Below are 19,863 nucleotides of genomic sequence, written 5' to 3'. Positions count from 1 at the left end.
GCCGCATGCACGCAGTCGTAGCCCGTGAAGCGGGCGGTCCCGAGGTCCTGCAGTACACCGAGCTCCCCGACCCGACACCGGGTCCGGGTCAGCTCCTGGTCCGGGTCGCCGCAGCCGGCGTGAACTTCATCGACACCTATCGTCGCTCCGGCGTCTACCCCATGCAGTACCCGCACGTGGTCGGCGTCGAGGGTGCCGGCACCGTGGAGGCGCTCGGCGACGACGTCACGGGTTTCGCGGTCGGCGACCGCGTGGCCTGGCACGACGCGCCCGGCTCCTACGCGGAGCTGGTGGCGGTCGACGCCGCGGGCGCCGTACCGGTACCCGACGGGCTGGACCTCACCACGGCAGCGGCGCTCCCGCTGCAGGGCATCACCGCGCACTACCTCGTGCGGTCCACGTTCGAGGTGCGGCAGGGGCACGACATCCTGCTGCACGCGGGAGCCGGCGGCGTCGGCCTGCTGGCCACGCAGCTCGCCGTCCTGCACGGCGGACGGGTCGTGACCACCGTCTCGACCCCGGAGAAGGCCGCGCTGTCCGCCTCGGCCGGCGCCGCGCACACCATCGACTACGGCGCACCGGACGACCTCACGGCCGAGCTGCCCGCCCTCGTGCGCGAGCTCACCGACGGCCGGGGCGTGCACGTCGTGTACGACGGCGTCGGCCGGTCCACCTTCGAGGCATCGCTCGCCTCCCTGCGTCCGCGCGGGATGCTCGTACTGTTCGGCGGCGCGTCGGGCCAGGTGCCCCCGTTCGACCCGCAGCGGCTCAACAAGGCCGGCTCCCTGTTCCTCACGCGGCCGACGATCGCGCACCACACGCTCACCCGCGACGAGCTCGAGTGGCGCACGTCCGAGGTGTTCGAGGCCGCCGCGTCGGGCGACCTGAAGGTCCACGTCGGCTCCACCCTCTCGCTGGCCGACGCCGGGGCGGCCCACGAGGCGCTGGAGGGCCGGGCCACCACGGGCAAGGTGCTGCTCGTCCCCTGAGCCTGGCTCTCTCCGCGGACTCCGTGACTTCGGTCCGTTGCTCTGAGATCGGTCGGTTGATTGACCGATCTCAGAGCAACGGACCGAAGTCACGCAACGGCTGATGCAAGCGACCGATCTCAGCGCTCACGTGTCTCGTCACCGGGTCTAACGTTGGAGCGAATCTTCCGGTGAGCGAGATCATCGCACCCGAGGCCTTTACAGCGAATGGCCCAGTCGCGACAATTCACCGGTCGAGTTTTCTCTCGCCCGGAGGTTCAACGTGGTACTTCCCCGCTTCTCCCGTGTTCTTGTCGCCGGCACCGCCGTCGCCGCCCTGGCCTTCGGGCTGCTCACGACCAGCTCCGCCGCGGCAGCGCCCGCGGACGGCATCAACACTCCTGCCCGGTCAGGCGGCGTCGCCGCCCCGGGCGACGACGTCTCCGTCCAGGCGACCGTGCGCCCGAGCCTCGCGCTCGACCGCGACTTCCCCGACCCCGACGTGTCGAAGTTCGGCGACGCCTACTACGCGTACGCGACCAACGAGGGCAAGAACCTGCCCTGGGCGACCGCGCCCGACCCGGACGGGCCCTGGACGTACCGGTCCACGGACGCCCTGCCGAACCTCGGGGCGTGGGCGAAGGAGGGACGCACCTGGGCGCCCGACGTCTCCCGCCGTGCCGACGGCCGCTACCTGCTCTACTACACGGCCTGGCACGCGGCGTCCGGCCGGCAGTGCATCGGTGCCGCCCTGTCCGACTCCCCCGGTGGCCCGTTCGCCCCCGTCGGCACCCAGCCGCTCGTCTGTCCGCTGGGTGCGGGCGGCGCCATCGACGCGTCCAGCTTCGTCGACACGAACGGCGCGCGGTACCTGGTCTGGAAGAACGACGGCAACGCCATCGGTGCCACCACCTGGATCCATGTCCAGCGCACGGCTGCGGACGGCATCACCTTCGAGGGCGGCGCCGCCCAGGTGCTGCGCAACGACCGGGCCGACGAGGCGGGCATCATCGAGGCTCCCGTGATCACCAAGGTGGGCGGCCAGTACGTGCTGTTCTACTCGGCGGGCCCGTACACGACCAACCAGTACGGCACGAACTACGCGGTCTCGAGCTCGATCACCGGGCCGTACACCAAGGCGGCCCGGTTCCTGATGACCACCGCCTCGCTCGACGGCGCGGTCGGCGGCCCAGGCGGCGCCGATGTACTGCGTGACGGCGGGGGCGACAAGCTCATCTTCCACGGTCACCGCGACGGAGGCGGCCGCGGTATGTACGTCGCCGACCTCGGCTGGGCCAACGGGAACCCCGTGGTGCGGGGCAGCCGGGTCCGGTACGAGGCCGAGCGCGGCACGCTGCGCAGCTGCTCGGTCCGCACGAACGCCGCGGGCGCGTCCGACGGCAAGGTCGTCGCGTACATCGACCACGCCGACAGCTCCGTCGACGTCGGATCCATCTACGTACCCACCACCGGCAGCTACTCGCTGCACGTCGGCTACGCCAACGGCTCGGCCGGGACGGCGACGCACACGGTGACGGTGAACGGGGCAGCCGCCGGGTCCATCAGCTATCCCGTGACCGGCTGGGACAGCTGGCGACAGGCCACGAAGGACGTCACCCTCCAGGCGGGCTGGAACACCATCCGGCTGGGTAAGGGGACCGCATTCGCGGAGCTGGACTACATCGAGATCGCGTAGGTCCGGATCCTCGTGCGGACATGATGTATCTTGACGTCAAGATACTCGACGACGAGGAGTAATCATGGCCGACTGGAACCCCGGCGCCTACCTGCAGTACACGGACGAGCGGTCCCGGCCGTTCACCGAGCTGGTCGCCCGGGTGCCCGGGACGCCCTCCACCGTCGTCGACCTCGGGTGCGGGCCCGGCCACCTCACGGCGGTGCTCCGCGCCCGCTGGCCCGAGGCCCAGGTGACCGGCGTCGACGCCTCCCCCGCCATGGTCGAGCGGGCGCGCGCCGCCGATCCCGACACCGAGTACGTGCTGGCCGACCTCAGCACCGACGACCACACCGCCGACCTCGTCATCAGCAACGCCGCGCTCCAGTGGGTACCGGGGCACCGCGACCTGCTGACGGCGCTCGCCGACCGGGCCGCGCAGACGTTCGCGTTCCAGGTCCCGGGAAACCACGACGCGCCCAGCCACCTCCTCCTGCGGGAGGTCGCCGGCCGGGAGCCGTACGCCGACGTCGTCGGACCGGTCGAACGGCGGGCCACCGCCGAACCCGCCGAGTACCTGGACCGCCTGGCCAGGCCCGGGTGGACCGTCGACGCGTGGGAGACCACCTACACGCACGTGCTGCACGGACCGGACCCCGTGCTCCGCTGGATCTCGGCGACCGGCGCCCAGCCAACGCTCCAGGCGCTGGAGGCCAAGGACCCGGCACTGCGCACCCGGTTCGAGGAGGAGTTCGGAGCGGCACTGCGCGAGGCCTATCCGGAGCGCGCCTACGGCACGGCGCTCGCGTTCCGCAGGGTGTTCGCGGTGGCGACCCGGGCATGAGCCAGCGCTGAGCCCGCCCTGAGCCGGGCCCTCGAGGCGGCGGACGGAGCAGGGAGTCCTGGCGTTACGAGCCCAGCCTGGCCCGCAGGCCGGCGAGCTCGGTGTCGACGTACTGGCGGGTGCGGCCCATGGTGAGCCTGCCGAGCAGCCAGGCCAGGCCGCCGGTCTGCGTGATCGCCAGGGTCACCCGGGACCGGCCGTCGGGCAGGGGCTCGACCAGGTGCTCCGCCTGCGTGGTGACGCCCGGTGCCTCGCTGATCCACGCGAAGTGCCGCGGCGCGTCCCACTCGTCGATCAGCCAGACCGCCAGCGGCATCTTCGGCTGCTCGATCCGCACCTGCGTGCCGACGTCAGGCGGGTTCGGGCCGTCGATGATCGACACCGAGGTCATGGACGACGTCCAGTCGGGCATGTGCTCGACGTCGGACAGGACTGCCCATACGGCCTCCGGCGAGGCGTCGATCTCTGCGGACGTGCTGTAGTTCGGCATGCGTGCTCCTGTCGTTCCGGTGGTCGCCGACCGGCGGCACACCCATGGTCACACCGCGACGCCGTCTACATCGTCGTAGGCTGCGGATATGACTGATCGCGCCATCCGCATTGCGCTGCAGCTCCAGCCGCAGCACGCCGACTACTCCGCCATCCGCGACGCGGTGCTCCGCGCCGAGGACATGGGTGTGGACGTTATTTTCAACTGGGATCACTTCTATCCGCTCTCGGGCGACCCGGACGGAAAGCACTTCGAGGCCTGGACCATGCTCGGCGCCTGGGCCGAGCAGACCGAGCGCGTGGAGATCGGCGCACTCGTCACGGGGATCGGCTACCGCAACCCCGACCTGCTGGCCGACATGGCACGCACCGTCGACCACATCTCCGGCGGGCGGCTGATCCTGGGCCTCGGTGCCGGCTGGTTCGAGAAGGACTACGACCAGTTCGGCTACGAGTTCGGTACCGCCGGCTCGCGGATCGCGAGCCTTGCCGAAGCCATGCCGCGGATCAAGGCCCGCCTCGCCGCCGGGAACCCGGCGCCCCAGCGCGAGATCCCGATCATGATCGGGGGTGGCGGGGTCAAGAAGACGCTGCGCATCGTCGCCGAGCACGCCGACATCTGGCACACCTTCGGCGACGTCGACGTCCTGAAGACCAAGTCCGCGATCCTCGACGAGCACGGCGCCGCCGTCGGCCGCGACACCGGCAAGCTGGTGGAGCGGTCGGTGGGCGTCAGCGGCGCGCCGGAGGAGACCGGCGACGTCCTCGTGGCGGCCGGCGCGACCCTGCTGACCATCGGCGAGAGCGGTCCGGACTACGACCTGAGCACCGTGCAGGCCTGGGTCGACTGGCGCGACGAGCGCCGCTGAGCCTGCCGGCTCAGGCGATCTTTTCCGCCGCGGGCGTGACGGCCACCTGAGCCGTCACGCCCGACTCGATGTCGCGGGGCGTCGCCCCGCGGCCGAGGCGCAGCGCGCTGTTGACCAGCCCGAGGTGGCTGAAGGCCTGCGGTGTGTTGCCGAGGTGGCGCCCGGTGCGCACGTCGTACTCCTCGCTCAGGAGCCCGACGTCGTTGCGCAGGGTGAGCAGGCGCTCGAACAGGGCGACGGCCTCTTCCCGCCGGCCGATGCCGTGCAGCGCGTCGACCAGCCAGAAGTTGCACACCAGGAACGTCGACTCGCTGCCGGGGAGGCCGTCCACCCGGTCGTCGGCATGCGTGTGGTAGCGGAGCAGGAGCCCGTCCTGGCTCAGTTCCCGCTGTACGGCGTCCACCGTGCCGACCACCCGCGGGTCGTCCCAGGGCAGGAACCCGACCTGCCCGATCAGCAGCAGGGCGGCGTCCAGCCCGTCCGACCCGTAGAACTGCGTGAACGTGTTCCGGCTCGCGTCGAACCCGTGCGCGCACACGTCGGCGTGGATCTGGTCACGGATGGCGCGCCACCGCTTCACGGGCCCGTCGAGCCCACCCTCCTCGACGGCGCGCACCGCCCGGTCGAAGCCCGCCCATGCCATGACGCGGGAGTGCACGAAGGCACGGCGCGGGCCGCGCACCTCCCAGAGCCCGTTGTCGAGATCGTCCCAGTGCTGCGCGAGGTGCTCGAGGAGCGACTTCTGCAGGCGCCATGCCTCGTGGTCGTTCTCCAGCCCCGCCTCACGTGCCAGGTGCAGGGCGTCGAGCGTCTCGCCCCACACGTCGATCTGGAGCTGGCCCGCGGCGCCGTTGCCGATCCGCACCGGGCTCGAGCCCTCGAACCCGGGCAGCCAGTCGATCGTGTACTCCGGGAGGCGACGGCGCCCGTCGAGCCCGTACATGATCTGCAGGTCCGCGGGGTCGCCGGCGACCGCGCGCAGCAGCCACCCCCGCCAGTCGCGCGCCTCGTCGATGAACCCGGTGCCGATCAGCGCCTGCAGCGTGAACGCGGCGTCGCGCAACCAGCAGTAGCGGTAGTCCCAGTTGCGGGTGCCGCCGATCTCCTCGGGCAGCGACGTCGTGGCGGCCGCGACGATGGCCCCGGTCGGTGCGTAGGTCAGCGCCTTCAGCGTGACGAGAGACCGGTGCACGGCGTCGGCCCAGGGGCCGGTGTACGTGGACCGCGCGATCCACGACTGCCAGAACTCCTCGGTGTCCCGGAGCGCCTCGTCCGCCACGACAGGGCTCTTGGCGGCCAGGTGGGAGGCGTGGTACGTCAGGACGAACGGCACCCGGTCGCCCGGTCCCACGGTGAACCGGGCGCGGTGGACGAAGTCGTCGGCCACGCCGCCGGGAGTCATCTCGACCGCCGCGTCGATGTCGAGACGGACAGCGTCCGGACCCGCCACGGCCAGCAGCGCGCCGCCGTCCCGGGTGACCCAGGGCACGACGTTCCCGTAGTCGAACCGGAGCCGAAGCTCGGTGGTCATGGAGACGTGTCCGCTGATCCCCTCGACGATGCGCACGAGGTCGGCCTGTTCGCTGCGCGGCGGCATCAGGTCGATCACGCGGACCCGCCCCTCGGGCAGGTCCCACTCCGTCTCCAGGATCAGCGTGCCGTCGCGGTAGCGGCGTCTGGTGCACTCGCCGCCCCCCTCGGGGCCGAGCTTCCACGACCCGTTGCGCTCGTCCCCCAGCAGGGCGGCGAAGCAGGCCGGGGAGTCGAAACGAGGCAGGCACATCCAGTCGACCGCACCGTCCCGGCCGACCAGCGCCGCCGTCTGGAGATCTCCGACCATCCCGTAGTCCTCGATGCGGCGCGTCATCGCCACAGAATAGGTTCACCGCCCCGTCTCGACCAGGAGACATACCGGCGCGGCGGGCTCCCGCATGTCAGACGTGCAGGGCACGCGGTGCCGTAGTCCCCTCACACCAGTACCGCCGGATGAACGTCCCGTGTCGGCCCGTCAGCGCTTCGTGAGGGCGTCCGCCAGCGGGTCGTCGCTGCCCGCGGGCAGGACCCGCAGCCGGCGGGCGGTCGCCTCGCCGCCCTGCCGCGCGACGTCGGCGGCCAGCGCCTTGAGCGACTCGGGGGTGTCGTGCGAGACGCGCAGGAACCAGCCCGAACAGGCATCGAGCTCGCCGGCTGCTATCGCGTTCACGACATCGGTCACCCGCTCGACCGGGGTCCATTGGGTGCGTCCCTCGTGCAGGGTCATCCCCGTGGACATGTCAGTGCGCACCACGCCCGGCGCGAGCTCGAAGACGCGGATGCCGCGCGGGAAGCCGTCGCCGTGGAGGTTGGCGCCCATCCGCGTCAGCGCCGTCTTGCTCGCGTTGTACGCCGAGTAGCCGCCGCCCATCTCGTGCGAGCTCGCGCCCGAGGCCAGGTCGATGACCCGTCCGCCACCGCGCGCGATCATGCCCGGCAGGGCGTAGCGCATGAACAGGAACGGCGCGCGCACGTTGGTCTCGAAGACCGACCACCACTCCTCGGGGTCGGCCTCCCACAGCGGGTGCTCGGACTCGATGGCGCCCGCGTTGTTGACCAGCAGGTCGATCGACCCGAGTGAGTCCTCGGCCTGCCCGACGGCGGCGCGCACCGCCGCCGGGTCCGACACGTCGGCGGTCAGTTCTACCGCCGTCACGCCCTCCGCCCGGATCTCCGCGGCCACTGCCGCCAGGCGCGCCGCGTCCCGCGCGAGCAGGGCGACGTCCAGCCCTGCTCGCGCGAGGCCCAGCGCGATCTCCCGGCCGATCCCGCGCGACGCACCCGTGACGAGTGCGGTGCGCGACGGCGGGGTCGCACCGGTGCCGACCACTTGCTGCGGGTCAGCCACGCAGAGCCGCCCCTACCTTGTCCGCCGCCGACTCCACGACAGCGTCGCGCACCGCGCGGACCTCCTTCGCGGACAGCGTCCGGTCAGCGGCCCGCAGACGGAGCGAGTAGGCGAGCGACTTCTTGCCCTCGCCCACCTGCTCCCCGGTGAAGACGTCGAACAGGGCCACGTCCTCCAGGAGCTCACCCGCACCGGCCACGATGGCCGACCGAACTGCCTCGGCCGGCACGCCGTCGTCGACCACGAAGGCGAAGTCCTCCTTGGCGGCGGGGAACGCCGACACGGGGGCGGCCGCCACGGGCTCGCCCGAGGCAGCGCCCACCAGGACGCTCAGGTCCACCTCGAACGCCGCGGCCCGGGCAGGCAGCCCCAGCGCCTCGACGACCTTGGGGTGCAGCTCGCCGGCGTGGCCGACGACCGTTCCGTCGGTGAGCTCGAGGCGTCCGCAGCGTCCAGGGTGCCACGGCATCTGCCCGGAGTCCGGAACGACTACCACCTCGGCCCCGGCACGCTCGGCCACCAGGCGAGCCGCCGCGAGGGCGTCCTCCCAGCCTGCCGTGCGCCCCGCGCCCCACCAGCCGGCCAGCTCGCGCTTACCGGTCAGCACGCCGGCGACACGACGCGGCTGGTCGGGGACCGCCGCGGCGAGCGCCGCGAGCTGCTCCTCGGTGGGCCGCACCCCGCCGGGCAGCGTGGGCGCCGCGGGGGCGCCCGGCGTCGGGCGGGTGACGAGGCCGATCTCGTAGACCGCGAGGTCGGTCAGCCCGCGCGAGACGTTGCGCCGAACGGTGTCGAGCAGCGTGACCAGCAGGTTCGACCGCAGCAGCGGCTTGTCGTCGGCCATCGGGTTGACGAGCCGGAGGGAGACGCGGCGCGGGTCGTCGGCGGGAAGGCCGAGCGCGTCGTACTCGGGGACGCCGACGAACGGGTAGCTGAGCGTCTCGACGAAGCCGGCCTCGGCCAGTGCCCGTGCCACCGAGCGACGCGTGCGCTGCTCGGTGGTGAGGCCCCGGCCACCGGGCGCGGACGGGAGCACAGAAGGCACCTGGTCGTAGCCCTGGATGCGCACGACCTCCTCGACCAGGTCGGCCGGACCGGTCAGGTCAGGGCGCCAGGACGGCGGGGTGACGAGGAGGACCTGCACGGGCTCGACCACCGAGGACGCCTCGACCGTCGCGCCGATCTCCTCCAGGGTGCTGCGCACCTGCTCGGGGGTGTACTCGACACCCGAGAGCCTGGTGGGCTCGGTGACCTTGAGCGCGATCGGCACCCGTACGGTCTCCGCGGTGTTGTCGAGGTCGCTCACCGCGGCGTCGGCGGTGCCGCCACCCAGCTCGACCAGAAGGTCCACGACGCGCTGCGCCGCGACCGCGGGCAGCAGCGGGTCGACGCCACGCTCGAACCGCTTGGCGGCCTCGCTCGAGAGCTTGTGCCTGCGTGCGGTGCGCGCGACGGTGATCTGGTCGAAGTGGGCCGACTCGACGAGCACGTCCGTCGTGGTGTCGCTGACCTCGGACGACGCTCCGCCCATGACGCCGGCGAGCCCGAGCACGCGGCTGCCTGCTCCCGTGGGCGAGTCCGTGATCAGGAGGTCCTCGCTGTCGAGCGCGCGGTCGGCGTCGTCCAGCGTGGTGAGGCGCTCGCCGGTGGTGGCCCGGCGGACCACTATGGGGGCCGAGACCTTGGCGAGGTCGTAGGCGTGCAGCGGCTGCCCGAGGTCGAGCATCACGTAGTTCGTGATGTCGACCGCCAGGGAGATGGACCGCATGCCGGAGCCCTCGAGGCGGTGCTTCATCCACGCGGGCGTCGGCGCGGCCGGGTCGATGCCGCGCACTATGCGCGTCACGAACCGGTCGCAGCCGACCACGCCGTTGATCGGCGCGTCATCGCGCACCTGGATCTCGAACCCGTCAGGGGTCGCGGCGGGCTCGGCACCCGTGGCCAGACCGTGGTCGGTGAACTTGGCCCCCGTCGAGTGGGCGTACTCGCGTGCCACACCGCGGTAGCTGAACGCGTACCCGCGGTCGGGGGTCACGTTGATCTCGAGGATCTCCTCGCCCAGGCCGAGGAGCGCCACGGCGTCCTGGCCAGGCGTGAGGTCCGCCTCGGCGAACCCGTTCCGGGTCAGCACCAGGATGCCGTCGTGGTCGTCCCCGATACCGAGCTCGTTGACCGAGCAGATCATGCCGTCGGACACGTGCCCGTAGGTCTTCCGGGCGGCGATGGCGAACGGTCCGGGCAGCACGGTGCCGGGCAGGGCCACGGCCACGAGGTCGCCGGGCGCGAAGTTGTGCGCGCCGCAGACGATGCCGCGCGCGCCGTCGGCGTCGTTGTGCTCGGGTCCGACGTCGACACGGCACCAGTTGATCGTCTTGCCGTTCTTCTGCGGCTCGGGCGTCATCTCGAGCACCCAGCCGACCACGAGGGGGCCGGTCACGGCCGCCCCGTGGATCGCCTCTTCTTCCAGGCCGATCTTGACGAGGTCGGCCGCGAGCTGCTCGGCGGTGAGGTCCGCAGGCACCTCTACGTGGTCAGCGAGCCAGTCCTTCACGATGAGGGGCACTTCAGATCTCCGTCCCGAACTGGGTGGAGAAGCGCACGTCGCCCTCCACTATGTCGTGCATGTCCGCGATCGAGTGGCGCAGCATGAGCGTGCGCTCGATGCCCATGCCGAACGCGAAGCCCGTGTACTCCTCCGGGTCGACGCCCGCGGCGCGCAGCACGTTGGGGTTGACCATGCCGCAGCCGCCCCACTCGATCCAGCCGGCTCCGCCCTTCTTCTGCGGGAACCACAGGTCCATCTCGGCGGACGGCTCCGTGAAGGGGAAGAACGCCGGGCGCAGTCGCGTCCTGGCCTCCGGCCCGAACATCGCCCTCGCGAACGCGTCCAGCGTGCCGACGAGGTTCGCCATGGTCAGGCCCTTGTCGACAGCCAGCCCCTCGACCTGGTGGAACACCGGTGTGTGGGTCTGGTCCAGCGCGTCCGTACGGAAGGTGCGGCCGGGGCACGCGATGTACAGCGGCACGCCACGCTCGAGCAGAGACCGCGCCTGGACCGGGGACGTGTGCGTACGCAGCACCAGGTTCGACTCAACGTCCTGACCGTCGCCGGCCACGTAGAACGTGTCCTGCATCTGGCGGGCGGGATGGTCCGGGCCGAAGTTCAGCGCGTCGAAGTTGAACCACTCGGCCTCGACCTCGGGGCCGTCGGCGATCTCCCAGCCGAGACCGACGAAGAAGTCGGCGATGCGCTCCTGGACCAGCTCGATGGGGTGGCGGGCGCCCGCCGTCGTGCGCCGGACCGGGAGGGTGACGTCCACCGACTCCTCCGCCAGCACGCGTGCGTCGCGCTCATCCTCCAGCTCGGTCTGACGGGCCGCTATCGCCTGGTTGATCTGCCCGCGTCGCGGGCCAACGAGCTTGCCGGCCTTGGCCTTGTCCGGGCCGGGCAGCGCGCCGATGCCCCGGTTGGCGAGGGCCAGGGAGCTGCGGTCCCCGGTGTGCTGGGTGCGGACGGCCTTCAGCGCGTCGAGATCGCCGGCCTTGGCGATGTCGTCGAGTGCGGCCTTGACCGCGGCGTCGAGCGCCGCCTCGTCGAGCGGATCGATGGGTGCCTTCTCATCGGGCGTGGACATGCTTGCCTTCCTGGCGGATTCGGGAGCCGGTTCGGTCCCCTGCCAGGGGCCCTCTGCCGGCAAATGAAGTCTAGGTGCCCGCCAGGGCTCAGGACGCGTTGTCCACAGGGCAGCTCAGTGCCCGCGCGCAGCAGTCGCCGCGCAGCCCATGGCGGGCTGCGTAAATCGGCGGGTCAGTGGCTGCATGCCGCCATCATTTCACGGTGCTGTCGGAGCGGCAACGTCGTTTCCCGGGGGTTCACGGTGCTCGCTTGGCACACTTTTTATGAGTGTCAGTGGATCGCCGTAGGGTGCAACACATGTTCGAAGGGTTTCGGACAATCCTGTCTCCACGGCCAGGGCGGCCCTGGTCCTGGTCGTGGAGATAGACCTCCCGCCGAGGGCTACCGTCCGCCGGTCAGCCCTCGAGGCTCCAGGTCTCCACGATCTCGTAGCGCGGGCCGCCCTGCGGCCCCTCCCCCGGGTGCGACTCGACGAGCGCGAACGAGTCCGCCGTCCAGTCCGGGCCCGCGTAGACGGACAAGGCCTGGGCAGCGGGCTCCAGCGCCGACCGCGGTTCGCCACCCGCCCGCTTGCCCCAGCGGTCCCGCCCACGCGGCGGCTTCACCTGACCGGCACGCGCCCGGGCGACCGTGACGTGCGCGCGATGCGGCTTGACGTCGTCCGGCACCTCGCGAGGAGAGGCGGCCAGGCAGTCCGCCGCCAGGTCCTTCAGCGCGCCGGTCCCCCCGTCGACGCCGATCCACAGGACCCGGGCGCCGAACGATCCGGCGCCGCGCAGCCGCAGGTCGATCGGCGCGTGCTTGTGCGCGACGTCGGCCAGCTCGTCGCGCAGCTCGGGCACCGTTCCCTCGGGGAGGTCCGCGTAGAACGCGAGGGTGATGTGCAGGCTCTCCCGCGGCACCCAGCGTGGGGAAGCGGGTACGCCGTCGATGGCGAGCCCTAGATGGTCCTTGACGCTCGCGGGCGGGATGACCGCCGTGAATAGCCGCACCCCGCGATCGTATGCGGTCCGGTGCGCCTGCCCCAGCCTTTTCAGGCCGACGCCGGCGGGCACACGGACCTGTGGTCGGGACAACCCCCGCATGACCCCGTGGGGCAGCAGGATGGGCCGCCCTACCGCGCAGGACGACGCTGGTACCTGCAGGAATACCCCAGCCCCCTCACCCACCAGGAGCAGCCATGAGCCCCACGGAACCGCACCCCGTCAACCGCCGGACCTTTTTGCGGGCAACCGCCACGGCCGGTGTCGCTACGCTCGCCGGGGTGACGACACCGAACGCCGCGTGGGCAGCGCCCGTACCGGCCGGACACACGCACCACGCCGTGAACCAGCGCTCGATCGACGTCGCCACCGGGTCGATCGAGGCGGATCTTGTAGCGCTGCGACGCGACATCCACGAGCACCCCGAGGTCGCCGGCGAGGAGCGGCGCACCGCCGCCCTCGTGGCCGACCGCCTGCGCGCCGCGGGGCTCGCGGTCACGACGGGCATCGGTGGCCACGGAGTGGTCGGCATGCTGCACGGGGCACGCAAGGGCCGCACCGTCGCCTACCGCGCCGACATGGACGCGGTGCAGACGGGTCAGACCACCGGCGGGGTCACCGACACGGGCCACCTGTGCGGGCACGACCTGCACACCACCGTCGGGGTCGGCGTCGCCGAGGTGCTGGCCGGACTGCGGTCACGGCTCAGCGGGAGCGTCGCGTTCGTATTCCAGCCCGCCGAGGAGAACCTCACCGGCGCCCGGGCGATGCTGGACGACGGCGTGCTGCGCCGCACCGGAGCCCGGGAGATCCACGCGCTGCACTGCGGCCCGATGCCGGTGGGGACGCTCGCGGTGACACCCGGGTTCGGTATGCCCGGCCTGGACCGGGGCGCGGTCACCCTTACCGGCCCCGATGCCGCCGCACGGGCCGAGGCTCTCGCCGCGGACATCGTGGGCCTGGCCACCGTCCGGCGTCCGCAGACGCTGGACGACATGGAACAGCTCCTGGCCGACCTCGGGACGCCCGACGGGCCCCTGGCCCGGTTCGTCAACATCCAGCACGCCACACCACAGCCGGGCGACAACGGCTCCGTCACCGTGGCGACGTCCTACCGGTGCTGGCCCGAGGCGCGCCACCTCGAGGTCCGCGACAGCATCCAGGCGATCGCAGCCCGGTACGGCGCCCACGCGGAGTTTCCCGATCCCCCGTTCCCCGCCCTGCTCAGCCCGGAACGGGACGGCACCCGGCTGGAACGCCATCTGCACCGTTCGCTCGGCGACGGGAGCGTGTCCCGGATGCACGCCGCACCGCCGTTCAACGGAGAGGACTTCGCGCTGTTCGGTCAGCGGATCCCCGTCACGTACACCTTCCTGGGCGTGCGGTCGCCTGGCGCGCTCGTCACCACGGCCTTCCCGCACCACGTGGACTTCGAGCCGGACGAGCGCGCCATCGGCACGGGAGTGCGGGCGATGGCGGGCTGGCTCGCCGAGCGCGCGCGACGCGGCTGACCTGGTCCCAGCCCGCGTCGGAGCGAGATGTCAGGCACACGACAGTCAGGCACTTGACAGACTTCGGTTCGAGGCGCATCGTTGTTGTCATGCACCTGACAGACAGGTGCCTGACAATCAGGAGAAGCAATGAGATACCCCAACGAGATCGAACCGGACGACAGCATCGACGAGAGCGAGGCACCCACGAACGAGACCAACGAGACCGAGACCGACGACCCACGCCAGGAGGCCATGAACCGGCTGTCGACGGTCGGCATGCTGCAGCTGCACCAGGCCAAGCGCGCGAAGCGGACCGGCCGCGGAGCACCGTGGCTGGACCCCAGCCAGGGACAGGGCCGCGTGCTCGCCCTGCTGCAGCTCAAGCCCGAGACCACCCAGAAGGACCTCACGTTCCTGCTGGGCATGTCCCGCCAGGCGACCGCCGAGCTGCTGTCCAAGCTGGAGAAGCAGGGGCTGATCGAGCGCGAGCCCTCGGCCGACGACAAGCGAGTCGTCGTCGTCCGGCTCACCGAGGCGGGCACTGCCGCCGAACAGGCCACCGAGCGCCCGCCGCACGGGACGCCGGAGCTGCTGGACGTCCTGGACGACGACGAGGTGGCGCAGCTGTCCGGCTACCTGGCCAGGATCCTCGAACGCGCCGAGCGTGAGTGGGCCGGCGAGTTCGGCGAACGCCGCGAGGCGTTCGAGGAGTTCTGGCGCTCCCGCGGCGGGTTCGACCCCCGCATGCGTGGGTTCGGCCGCGGCGGATTCCCCGGCGGCCCAGGTGGGTTCCCGGGTGGACCCGGTGGGTTCCCCGGCGGACCTGGCGGTTTTCCCGGCGGCCCCGGTGGATTCCCCGGCGGACCTGGCGGTCACCCCGGCCCGCACGGCCGGCGTGGCCGGCGCGGCCGACGGGACGACCAGGGCGAGGAGTGACGGCAGGTGTGCCGAACCTCAGCCGCGTCCAGCGCGTTCAGCGCTGGGCGCGGCTGCTCGCGTAGAGGCAGACGGTCGCCGCCGTGGCCAGGTTGAGCGACTCGGCCTTGCCGCGGATGGGCACCCGCACGACGGCGTCGGCCAGCGCGCGATCCTCCTCGGGCAGCCCCCAGGCCTCGTTGCCGAACACCCAGGCGGTCGGCCCGGCAAGATCCGGGGCCTCCCCGGACCCTGCGTCGTCGAGGAGATCGTCCAGGTCGAGCGGACCGGTCCCGTCAGCCGCGAGGACGTGACACCCGGCGGCGCGCAGCTCGGCCACAGCGGCCGCGAGCGACAGCCCGGTGACGACGGGCAGGTGGAACAGCGACCCGGCGGTCGAACGGACCACCTTGGGGTTGTGCACGTCGACGCTCTCCCCCGCGAGGACCACGAGGTCGGCCCCGGCGGCGTCGGCGGCCCGGATGACGGTGCCCGCGTTCCCGGGGTCGCGGACGGTGGCGAGCACCGCGGCGAGCAGGGGCCGCCCGGCGCGCTCCGGATCCCGCGCGGCCAGCGCGTCGGGCAACGACAGCACGGCGGACCGCACGACGGCGAGCACACCCTGGGCGTCGGCACTCATCGCCTCGAGCACCTCGGGGGTGCCGAGATGTACGAACAGCCCGGCCGAGCGGGCGTCGTCGACGATCTCGGCGTACCGCGTCGCGGCCGACGGCGTCAGGTAGACGTCCCGGACGGACGGCGCCGCATGGCGGACCGCCTCTCGCACACCCTGCGGGCCTTCGACCAGGTACAGCCCGTGCTTGGAACGCGCCGAACGCCCGGCCAGTGCCCGTACCTGCTTGACGCGGTCGGCTCGCGGATTCGCGAGCGTCACATCAAGCGCTGACGGGGCCTCCGGAGAGGCAGCTGACCGGGCGTCCGGTGAAATGCTCAACCTCAGGCAGCGGCCGGGGCGTTGACATCCGCCGGCAGCGCGTCCTTGGCGACCTGGACGAGAGCGTTGAACGCCGCGATGTCGTTGACCGCGAGCTCAGCGAGCATGCGGCGGTCGACCTCGACGCCAGCGGCCTTGAGGCCCTGGATGAGGCGGTTGTAGGTCAGACCCTGCGCGCGGGACGCAGCGTTGATGCGCTGGATCCACAGCTTGCGGAAGTCACCCTTCTTCTTCTTCCGGTCACGGTATGCGTAGACCAGAGAGTGGGTGACCTGCTCCTTCGCCTTACGGTAGAGGCGCGAGCGCTGGCCGCGGTAACCGGCGGCGCGCTCGAGGGTTGTACGGCGCTTCTTCTGGGCATTTACTGCCCGCTTCACGCGTGCCACGTGAGACTCCTTGTACTTCGGGGCTGAAAGGGTTCTTGGCGACGCCCGTCAGGCGTGCGCCACAAAAATCACTTACCGAGCAGGCGCTTGACCTTCTTGACGTCAGACGGTGCGACGACCTGGTCCATGGCCAGACGACGCGTGCGACGGCTGGACTTGTGCTCGAGGTAGTGGCGAGCGTTGGTCTGCTCGCGCATGATCTTGCCGCTACCCGTGACCTTGAACCGCTTCTTCGAACCGGAGTGCGTCTTGTTCTTCGGCATGACTGCCGTTTCTCCTCATGTCGGTCGACCGCTGCTGGAGCGGCGACGTTGTACCTGGGCCGGTGGGCCGACCTGGTGTCGTAGTGGTCTTGGGGACCGCGCCTCAGCCGGCCTTCGGTGCACGCGGCTTGGGGGCCACGGGCTTCGGCGCCGGCTTGGGGGCCGGGACGGGCTTCGGAGCTGCCTTGGTGGCCGGCTTCGCTGCCGGCTTCGAGGCAGCCTTGGCCGCAGGCTTGGTGGCCGGCTTCGGCTCCGCCGGGGCGGGCTTCTCGACGACAGGCTCGGGCTCGGGCTCGGCCTTCGCGACCGGCTCGGGCTCGACGACAGGCTCGGGCTCGGCCTCGACGACCGGCTCCGGCTCGACGACAGGCTCGGGCTCGACAACGGCTACGGGCTCGGGCTCCGCGACGGGCTCCTCGACGACGGGCTCCGGAGCCGGCGCAGCGGCAGGCTCCTCGACCGTGGTCTCGAAGGTCTCGTCGACCTGGTCCTCGAACTGGTCCTCGTCCTGGTCGTCGGTCTCGGGCTCGTCGGCCGCACGGGCCCGCGCCTTCGCCTCGGACTTGGTCATCCGGCCCGCGTTGACCTCGTCCGAGCGCTTGCGCTGCTCGACCTTGGCGTCCGCCTTCTTCTTGACCGGCCCGAGGACCATGGTCATGTTGCGGCCGTCCTGCTTCGGCATCGACTCGACGAAGCCGAGCTCGGCGACGTCCTCCGCCAGACGCTCCAGCAGGCGACGACCCATCTCCGGGCGCGACTGCTCGCGGCCGCGGAACATGATCATGACCTTGACCTTGTCGCCGGCCGAGAGGAAGCGGACGACGTGGCCCTTCTTCGTCTCGTAGTCGTGCGGGTCGATCTTCAGACGGAACCGGATCTCCTTGAGAACCGTGTTCGCCTGGTTGCGCCGCGCTTCTCGCGCCTTCATGTCGGACTCGTACTTGAACTTGCCGAAGTCCATGAGCTTGGTGACAGGCGGGCGAGCGTCCGGCGCAACCTCGACGAGGTCGAGGTCAGCGTCCTGGGCCAGCTTCAGGGCGACCGCCGTGGCAACCACGCCGACCTGCTCCCCGCCAGGACCGATGAGCCGGACCTCGGGAACACGGATCCGGTCGTTGATGCGAGGCTCGGTGATGGTGATGCTCCTCAGAAGTCGTTGATTGACCACCAGGAACGAGAAATGGCTCCCGCCCTGAACACAGGTGGAAGCCATCACAAGGAAAGGGTGCCCGGACCGGCCAACAACTGAGCCGATACCGCTGCACCCGACCTAGGACCCGGCCTCTGTCGGCACCTTGCGGCGCTCGGTCGTGACTCGGGTGGGATGGTGATCCACTTTGTGCACCCGGCTCTCACCGGGTCGGTCGTGCCCCCACGATAGCAGCATGCCGGCGTGGGTCGCCATACCGGCCGGTGTGAGGTCGGCCGCCCGGACCCGGCACCGCCGTCGGGCAGCCGCAGAGCAGCCGCCAAGCTCACCGAAGACCAACTGGAATCATTCCAGTTTAGGGGCTAAGGTCGGAGGTATGACGTCGACCGCCCCCGCAGCCGTGACGCCGGAGGACCTCCTCCGCGGCGCCGGCCTGCGTGTGACCGCCCCCCGCGTGGCGGCCCTGCACGCGGTGGGCGACAGCCAGCACGCCACTGCCGACGACGTGCTGGGCTCGGTCCGCGCGGAGCTCGGCACGGTCTCGGTGCAGGCGGTCTACGACGTCCTGCACGCGCTGACCGACGCCGCACTCCTGCGCCGCATCGAGCCCGCCGGCCACCCGGCACGCTACGAGCGCCGCACCGGCGACAACCACCACCACATCGTCTGCCGCGCCTGCGGCGCCATCGGCGACGTGGACTGCTCCGTCGGCCACGCCCCCTGCCTGACCCCCAGCGCCGACCACGGGTTCGTGGTCGAGACCGCCGAGGTCACGTACTGGGGCCTGTGTCCGGACTGCAGCGCCTGAGCCCGCCCGCAGTGCTGGGCACCAAGAGTTCGCCGACCACGCCGAACCCCGCAAGAACCCCCGAGCAGCACCAAAGGAAGGCACGTCTGAAGATGACAACTCCTTACACCACCACGCAGACCGGCACGCCGGTCGTCAGCGACGCACACTCGCTGACCGTCGGCGCCGACGGCGCGACGGTCCTCCACGACCGCTACCTGGTCGAGAAGCTCGCACAGTTCAACCGTGAGCGGATCCCGGAGCGGATCGTGCACGCCAAGGGTGGTGGCGCCTTCGGTGAGTGGGAGATCACCGGTGACGTGTCGCAGTACACGCGTGCCGCTGGCTTCCAGCCGGGGGTCAAGGGCGAGGTGGCGCTGCGCTTCTCGTCCGTCGCCGGTGAGATGGGCTCCCCCGACACCTGGCGCGACGTGCGCGGCTTCGCGCTGCGCTTCTACACGAGCGAGGGCAACCTCGACATCGTCGGCAACAACACGCCGGTCTTCTTCATCCGCGACGCGATCAAGTTCCCGGACTTCATCCACTCGCAGAAGCGCCTCCCCTGGTCGGGCCTGCGCGACCCCGACATGCAGTGGGACTTCTGGACCCTGTCCCCGGAGTCTGCCCACCAGGTCACCTACCTCATGGGCAACCGTGGCCTCCCGGCGTCGTGGCGTGAGCTGAACGGCTACGGCTCGCACACCTACATGTGGACCAACGCCGCCGGCGAGAAGTTCTGGGTCAAGTACCACTTCATCTCCCGCCAGGGCATGAAGTTCCTCGACAACGACCAGGCCGCCGCCATCGCCGGTACGGACGCCGACTACTACCGCCGCGACCTGTACGAAGCGATCGAGCGCGGCGACAACCCGGTGTGGGACATCAAGGTCCAGGTCATGCCGTACGAGGACGCGAAGACGTACCGCTTCAACCCGTTCGACCTGACCAAGGTCTGGCCGCACGCGGACTACCCGCTCATCCACTTCGGCCACTTCACGCTGAACCGCAACCCGAAGAACCACTTCGCGGAGATCGAGCAGCTCGCGCTCTCCCCGGCCAACCAGGTCCCGGGCACCGACATCTCGCCCGACAAGATGCTGATGGCCCGCGTGTTCTCCTACCCGGACGCACAGCGCTACCGCGTGGGCACCAACTACCAGTCGATCCCGGTGAACCAGCCGCACGCCGCGCCGGTGCACAACTACTCGCAGGACGGCTCGCAGCGCCACACCTTCAGCGAGGTCGGCGTCCCGAACTACGCGCCGAACTCGTTCGGTGGCCCCGTCGCCGACCCGGCCCGCGGCCAGGACGGCACCTGGGAGTCGGACGGCGAGCTGGTGCGCGCCGCTGCCACGCTGCACAGCGAGGACAGCGACTTCGGCCAGCCGGGCACGCTCTACCGTGAGGTCTACGACGAGGACACCAAGGCCGGCCTGCTGGAGACCCTGACCGGTCAGGGCCAGGCCATCACGATCGACGAGATCCGTGAGCGCTTCTTCCAGTACTGGACGAACGTGGACGCGGAGCTGGGCGCCAAGCTGCGCGCGGCCGTCGCCGTCTGATCCACC

The 19,863-nt window shown here is 71.2% G+C and carries 18 protein-coding genes; 8 read left to right on the top strand and 10 right to left on the bottom strand.

Annotated elements, in window-relative coordinates; all coding sequences use genetic code 11:
• Positions 1 to 5 precede the first annotated feature (5 nt).
• The 3 genes from AB0F70_RS09050 (at position 6) to AB0F70_RS09040 (ending at position 3,487) form a co-directional block, all read left to right on the top strand.
• Positions 6 to 989: a quinone oxidoreductase gene (locus AB0F70_RS09050; protein WP_357446427.1), complete on the top strand. Its 984-nt coding sequence runs from the start codon at positions 6 to 8 to the stop codon at positions 987 to 989.
• Between the two features lie 262 nt (positions 990 to 1,251).
• On the top strand, positions 1,252 to 2,664 hold the full coding sequence (locus tag AB0F70_RS09045; RefSeq protein WP_357446424.1) for a family 43 glycosylhydrolase: 1,413 nt from the start codon (positions 1,252 to 1,254) through the stop codon (positions 2,662 to 2,664).
• Positions 2,665 to 2,728: 64 nt separating this feature from the next.
• Positions 2,729 to 3,487, top strand: a complete 759-nt coding sequence (locus AB0F70_RS09040; protein ID WP_357446421.1) for a methyltransferase domain-containing protein — start codon at positions 2,729 to 2,731, stop codon at positions 3,485 to 3,487.
• Between the two features lie 64 nt (positions 3,488 to 3,551).
• Here the strand turns inward: AB0F70_RS09040 and AB0F70_RS09035 are convergent, their stop codons facing one another.
• Positions 3,552 to 3,977, bottom strand: a complete 426-nt coding sequence (locus tag AB0F70_RS09035) for an SRPBCC family protein (RefSeq protein WP_357446418.1) — start codon at positions 3,975 to 3,977, stop codon at positions 3,552 to 3,554.
• A gap of 88 nt (positions 3,978 to 4,065) precedes the next feature.
• Between AB0F70_RS09035 and AB0F70_RS09030 the strand changes: the two genes are divergently transcribed.
• Positions 4,066 to 4,845, top strand: a complete 780-nt coding sequence (locus AB0F70_RS09030) for an LLM class F420-dependent oxidoreductase (protein WP_357446416.1) — start codon at positions 4,066 to 4,068, stop codon at positions 4,843 to 4,845.
• 10 nt (positions 4,846 to 4,855) lie between these two features.
• Here the strand turns inward: AB0F70_RS09030 and AB0F70_RS09025 are convergent, their stop codons facing one another.
• The 5 genes from AB0F70_RS09025 to thpR all read right to left on the bottom strand — a co-directional run bounded on the left by AB0F70_RS09025 (position 4,856) and on the right by thpR (position 12,355).
• The gene (locus AB0F70_RS09025; protein WP_357446413.1) at positions 4,856 to 6,712 is read right to left on the bottom strand and encodes a glycoside hydrolase family 15 protein; all 1,857 of its coding nucleotides are present in this window, start codon (positions 6,710 to 6,712) and stop codon (positions 4,856 to 4,858) included.
• Positions 6,713 to 6,853: 141 nt separating this feature from the next.
• Positions 6,854 to 7,726 carry an SDR family oxidoreductase gene (locus AB0F70_RS09020; RefSeq protein ID WP_357446410.1) on the bottom strand — a complete coding sequence of 291 codons (873 nt, stop codon included), beginning with the start codon at positions 7,724 to 7,726 and terminating at the stop codon, positions 6,854 to 6,856.
• A complete protein-coding gene (pheT, locus tag AB0F70_RS09015) occupies positions 7,719 to 10,289 on the bottom strand; it encodes a phenylalanine--tRNA ligase subunit beta (protein WP_357446408.1) in 2,571 nt (856 codons plus the stop codon). Before pheT ends, AB0F70_RS09020 begins: the two co-directional genes overlap by 8 nt.
• Position 10,290: 1 nt before the next feature.
• Positions 10,291 to 11,361 (bottom strand): phenylalanine--tRNA ligase subunit alpha, encoded by a 1,071-nt coding sequence (gene pheS, locus AB0F70_RS09010; RefSeq protein WP_357446405.1) that lies wholly within the window; start codon positions 11,359 to 11,361, stop codon positions 10,291 to 10,293.
• A 397-nt stretch (positions 11,362 to 11,758) separates the two neighbouring features.
• The gene (thpR, locus tag AB0F70_RS09005; protein WP_357446402.1) at positions 11,759 to 12,355 is read right to left on the bottom strand and encodes an RNA 2',3'-cyclic phosphodiesterase; all 597 of its coding nucleotides are present in this window, start codon (positions 12,353 to 12,355) and stop codon (positions 11,759 to 11,761) included.
• A gap of 272 nt (positions 12,356 to 12,627) precedes the next feature.
• On the opposite strand from thpR, the gene AB0F70_RS09000 reads away from it, so the two are divergent.
• Positions 12,628 to 13,857, top strand: coding sequence for a M20/M25/M40 family metallo-hydrolase (locus tag AB0F70_RS09000; protein WP_357446399.1), 1,230 nt, complete (start codon positions 12,628 to 12,630; stop codon positions 13,855 to 13,857).
• Positions 13,858 to 13,986: 129 nt separating this feature from the next.
• On the top strand, positions 13,987 to 14,775 hold the full coding sequence (locus tag AB0F70_RS08995; RefSeq protein ID WP_357446396.1) for a MarR family transcriptional regulator: 789 nt from the start codon (positions 13,987 to 13,989) through the stop codon (positions 14,773 to 14,775).
• Between the two features lie 37 nt (positions 14,776 to 14,812).
• Here the strand turns inward: AB0F70_RS08995 and AB0F70_RS08990 are convergent, their stop codons facing one another.
• The 4 genes from AB0F70_RS08990 to infC all read right to left on the bottom strand — a co-directional run bounded on the left by AB0F70_RS08990 (position 14,813) and on the right by infC (position 17,571).
• Positions 14,813 to 15,649, bottom strand: a complete 837-nt coding sequence (locus tag AB0F70_RS08990; protein ID WP_357446393.1) for an RNA methyltransferase — start codon at positions 15,647 to 15,649, stop codon at positions 14,813 to 14,815.
• Positions 15,650 to 15,711: 62 nt separating this feature from the next.
• Entirely contained in the window at positions 15,712 to 16,095 is a 384-nt protein-coding gene (rplT, locus tag AB0F70_RS08985) for a 50S ribosomal protein L20 (RefSeq protein ID WP_116674657.1), read from the bottom strand.
• A gap of 68 nt (positions 16,096 to 16,163) precedes the next feature.
• Positions 16,164 to 16,358 (bottom strand): 50S ribosomal protein L35, encoded by a 195-nt coding sequence (rpmI, locus tag AB0F70_RS08980; RefSeq protein WP_116674656.1) that lies wholly within the window; start codon positions 16,356 to 16,358, stop codon positions 16,164 to 16,166.
• Between the two features lie 103 nt (positions 16,359 to 16,461).
• On the bottom strand, positions 16,462 to 17,571 hold the full coding sequence (gene infC, locus AB0F70_RS08975; protein WP_357446388.1) for a translation initiation factor IF-3: 1,110 nt from the start codon (positions 17,569 to 17,571) through the stop codon (positions 16,462 to 16,464).
• 313 nt (positions 17,572 to 17,884) lie between these two features.
• Between infC and AB0F70_RS08970 the strand changes: the two genes are divergently transcribed.
• The gene (locus AB0F70_RS08970) at positions 17,885 to 18,316 is read left to right on the top strand and encodes a Fur family transcriptional regulator (protein WP_357446385.1); all 432 of its coding nucleotides are present in this window, start codon (positions 17,885 to 17,887) and stop codon (positions 18,314 to 18,316) included.
• 92 nt (positions 18,317 to 18,408) lie between these two features.
• On the top strand, positions 18,409 to 19,857 hold the full coding sequence (locus tag AB0F70_RS08965) for a catalase (protein ID WP_357446382.1): 1,449 nt from the start codon (positions 18,409 to 18,411) through the stop codon (positions 19,855 to 19,857).
• Positions 19,858 to 19,863 lie beyond the last annotated feature (6 nt).

Source organism: Promicromonospora sp. NPDC023805 (genome assembly GCF_040639635.1).
Taxonomy (GTDB): domain Bacteria; phylum Actinomycetota; class Actinomycetes; order Actinomycetales; family Cellulomonadaceae; genus Promicromonospora.
Note: the sequence above shows the minus strand (reverse complement) of the source record. Positions and strands in the feature narration are given on the sequence as shown.

What these genes read in the sequence shown, in the direction of transcription:
- AB0F70_RS08970 (WP_357446385.1), top strand. Translation starts at nt 17,885, where the DNA reads ATGACGTCGACCGCCCCCGCAGCCGTGACGCCGGAGGACCTCCTCCGC.
- AB0F70_RS08965 (WP_357446382.1), top strand. Translation starts at nt 18,409, where the DNA reads ATGACAACTCCTTACACCACCACGCAGACCGGCACGCCGGTCGTCAGC.
- rpmI (WP_116674656.1), bottom strand. Translation starts at nt 16,358, where the DNA reads ATGCCGAAGAACAAGACGCACTCCGGTTCGAAGAAGCGGTTCAAGGTC.
- AB0F70_RS09035 (WP_357446418.1), bottom strand. Translation starts at nt 3,977, where the DNA reads ATGCCGAACTACAGCACGTCCGCAGAGATCGACGCCTCGCCGGAGGCC.
- AB0F70_RS09050 (WP_357446427.1), top strand. Translation starts at nt 6, where the DNA reads ATGCACGCAGTCGTAGCCCGTGAAGCGGGCGGTCCCGAGGTCCTGCAG.
- pheS (WP_357446405.1), bottom strand. Translation starts at nt 11,361, where the DNA reads ATGTCCACGCCCGATGAGAAGGCACCCATCGATCCGCTCGACGAGGCG.
- infC (WP_357446388.1), bottom strand. Translation starts at nt 17,571, where the DNA reads ATGGCTTCCACCTGTGTTCAGGGCGGGAGCCATTTCTCGTTCCTGGTG.
- AB0F70_RS08995 (WP_357446396.1), top strand. Translation starts at nt 13,987, where the DNA reads ATGAGATACCCCAACGAGATCGAACCGGACGACAGCATCGACGAGAGC.
- AB0F70_RS09040 (WP_357446421.1), top strand. Translation starts at nt 2,729, where the DNA reads ATGGCCGACTGGAACCCCGGCGCCTACCTGCAGTACACGGACGAGCGG.
- AB0F70_RS09030 (WP_357446416.1), top strand. Translation starts at nt 4,066, where the DNA reads ATGACTGATCGCGCCATCCGCATTGCGCTGCAGCTCCAGCCGCAGCAC.
- AB0F70_RS09025 (WP_357446413.1), bottom strand. Translation starts at nt 6,712, where the DNA reads ATGACGCGCCGCATCGAGGACTACGGGATGGTCGGAGATCTCCAGACG.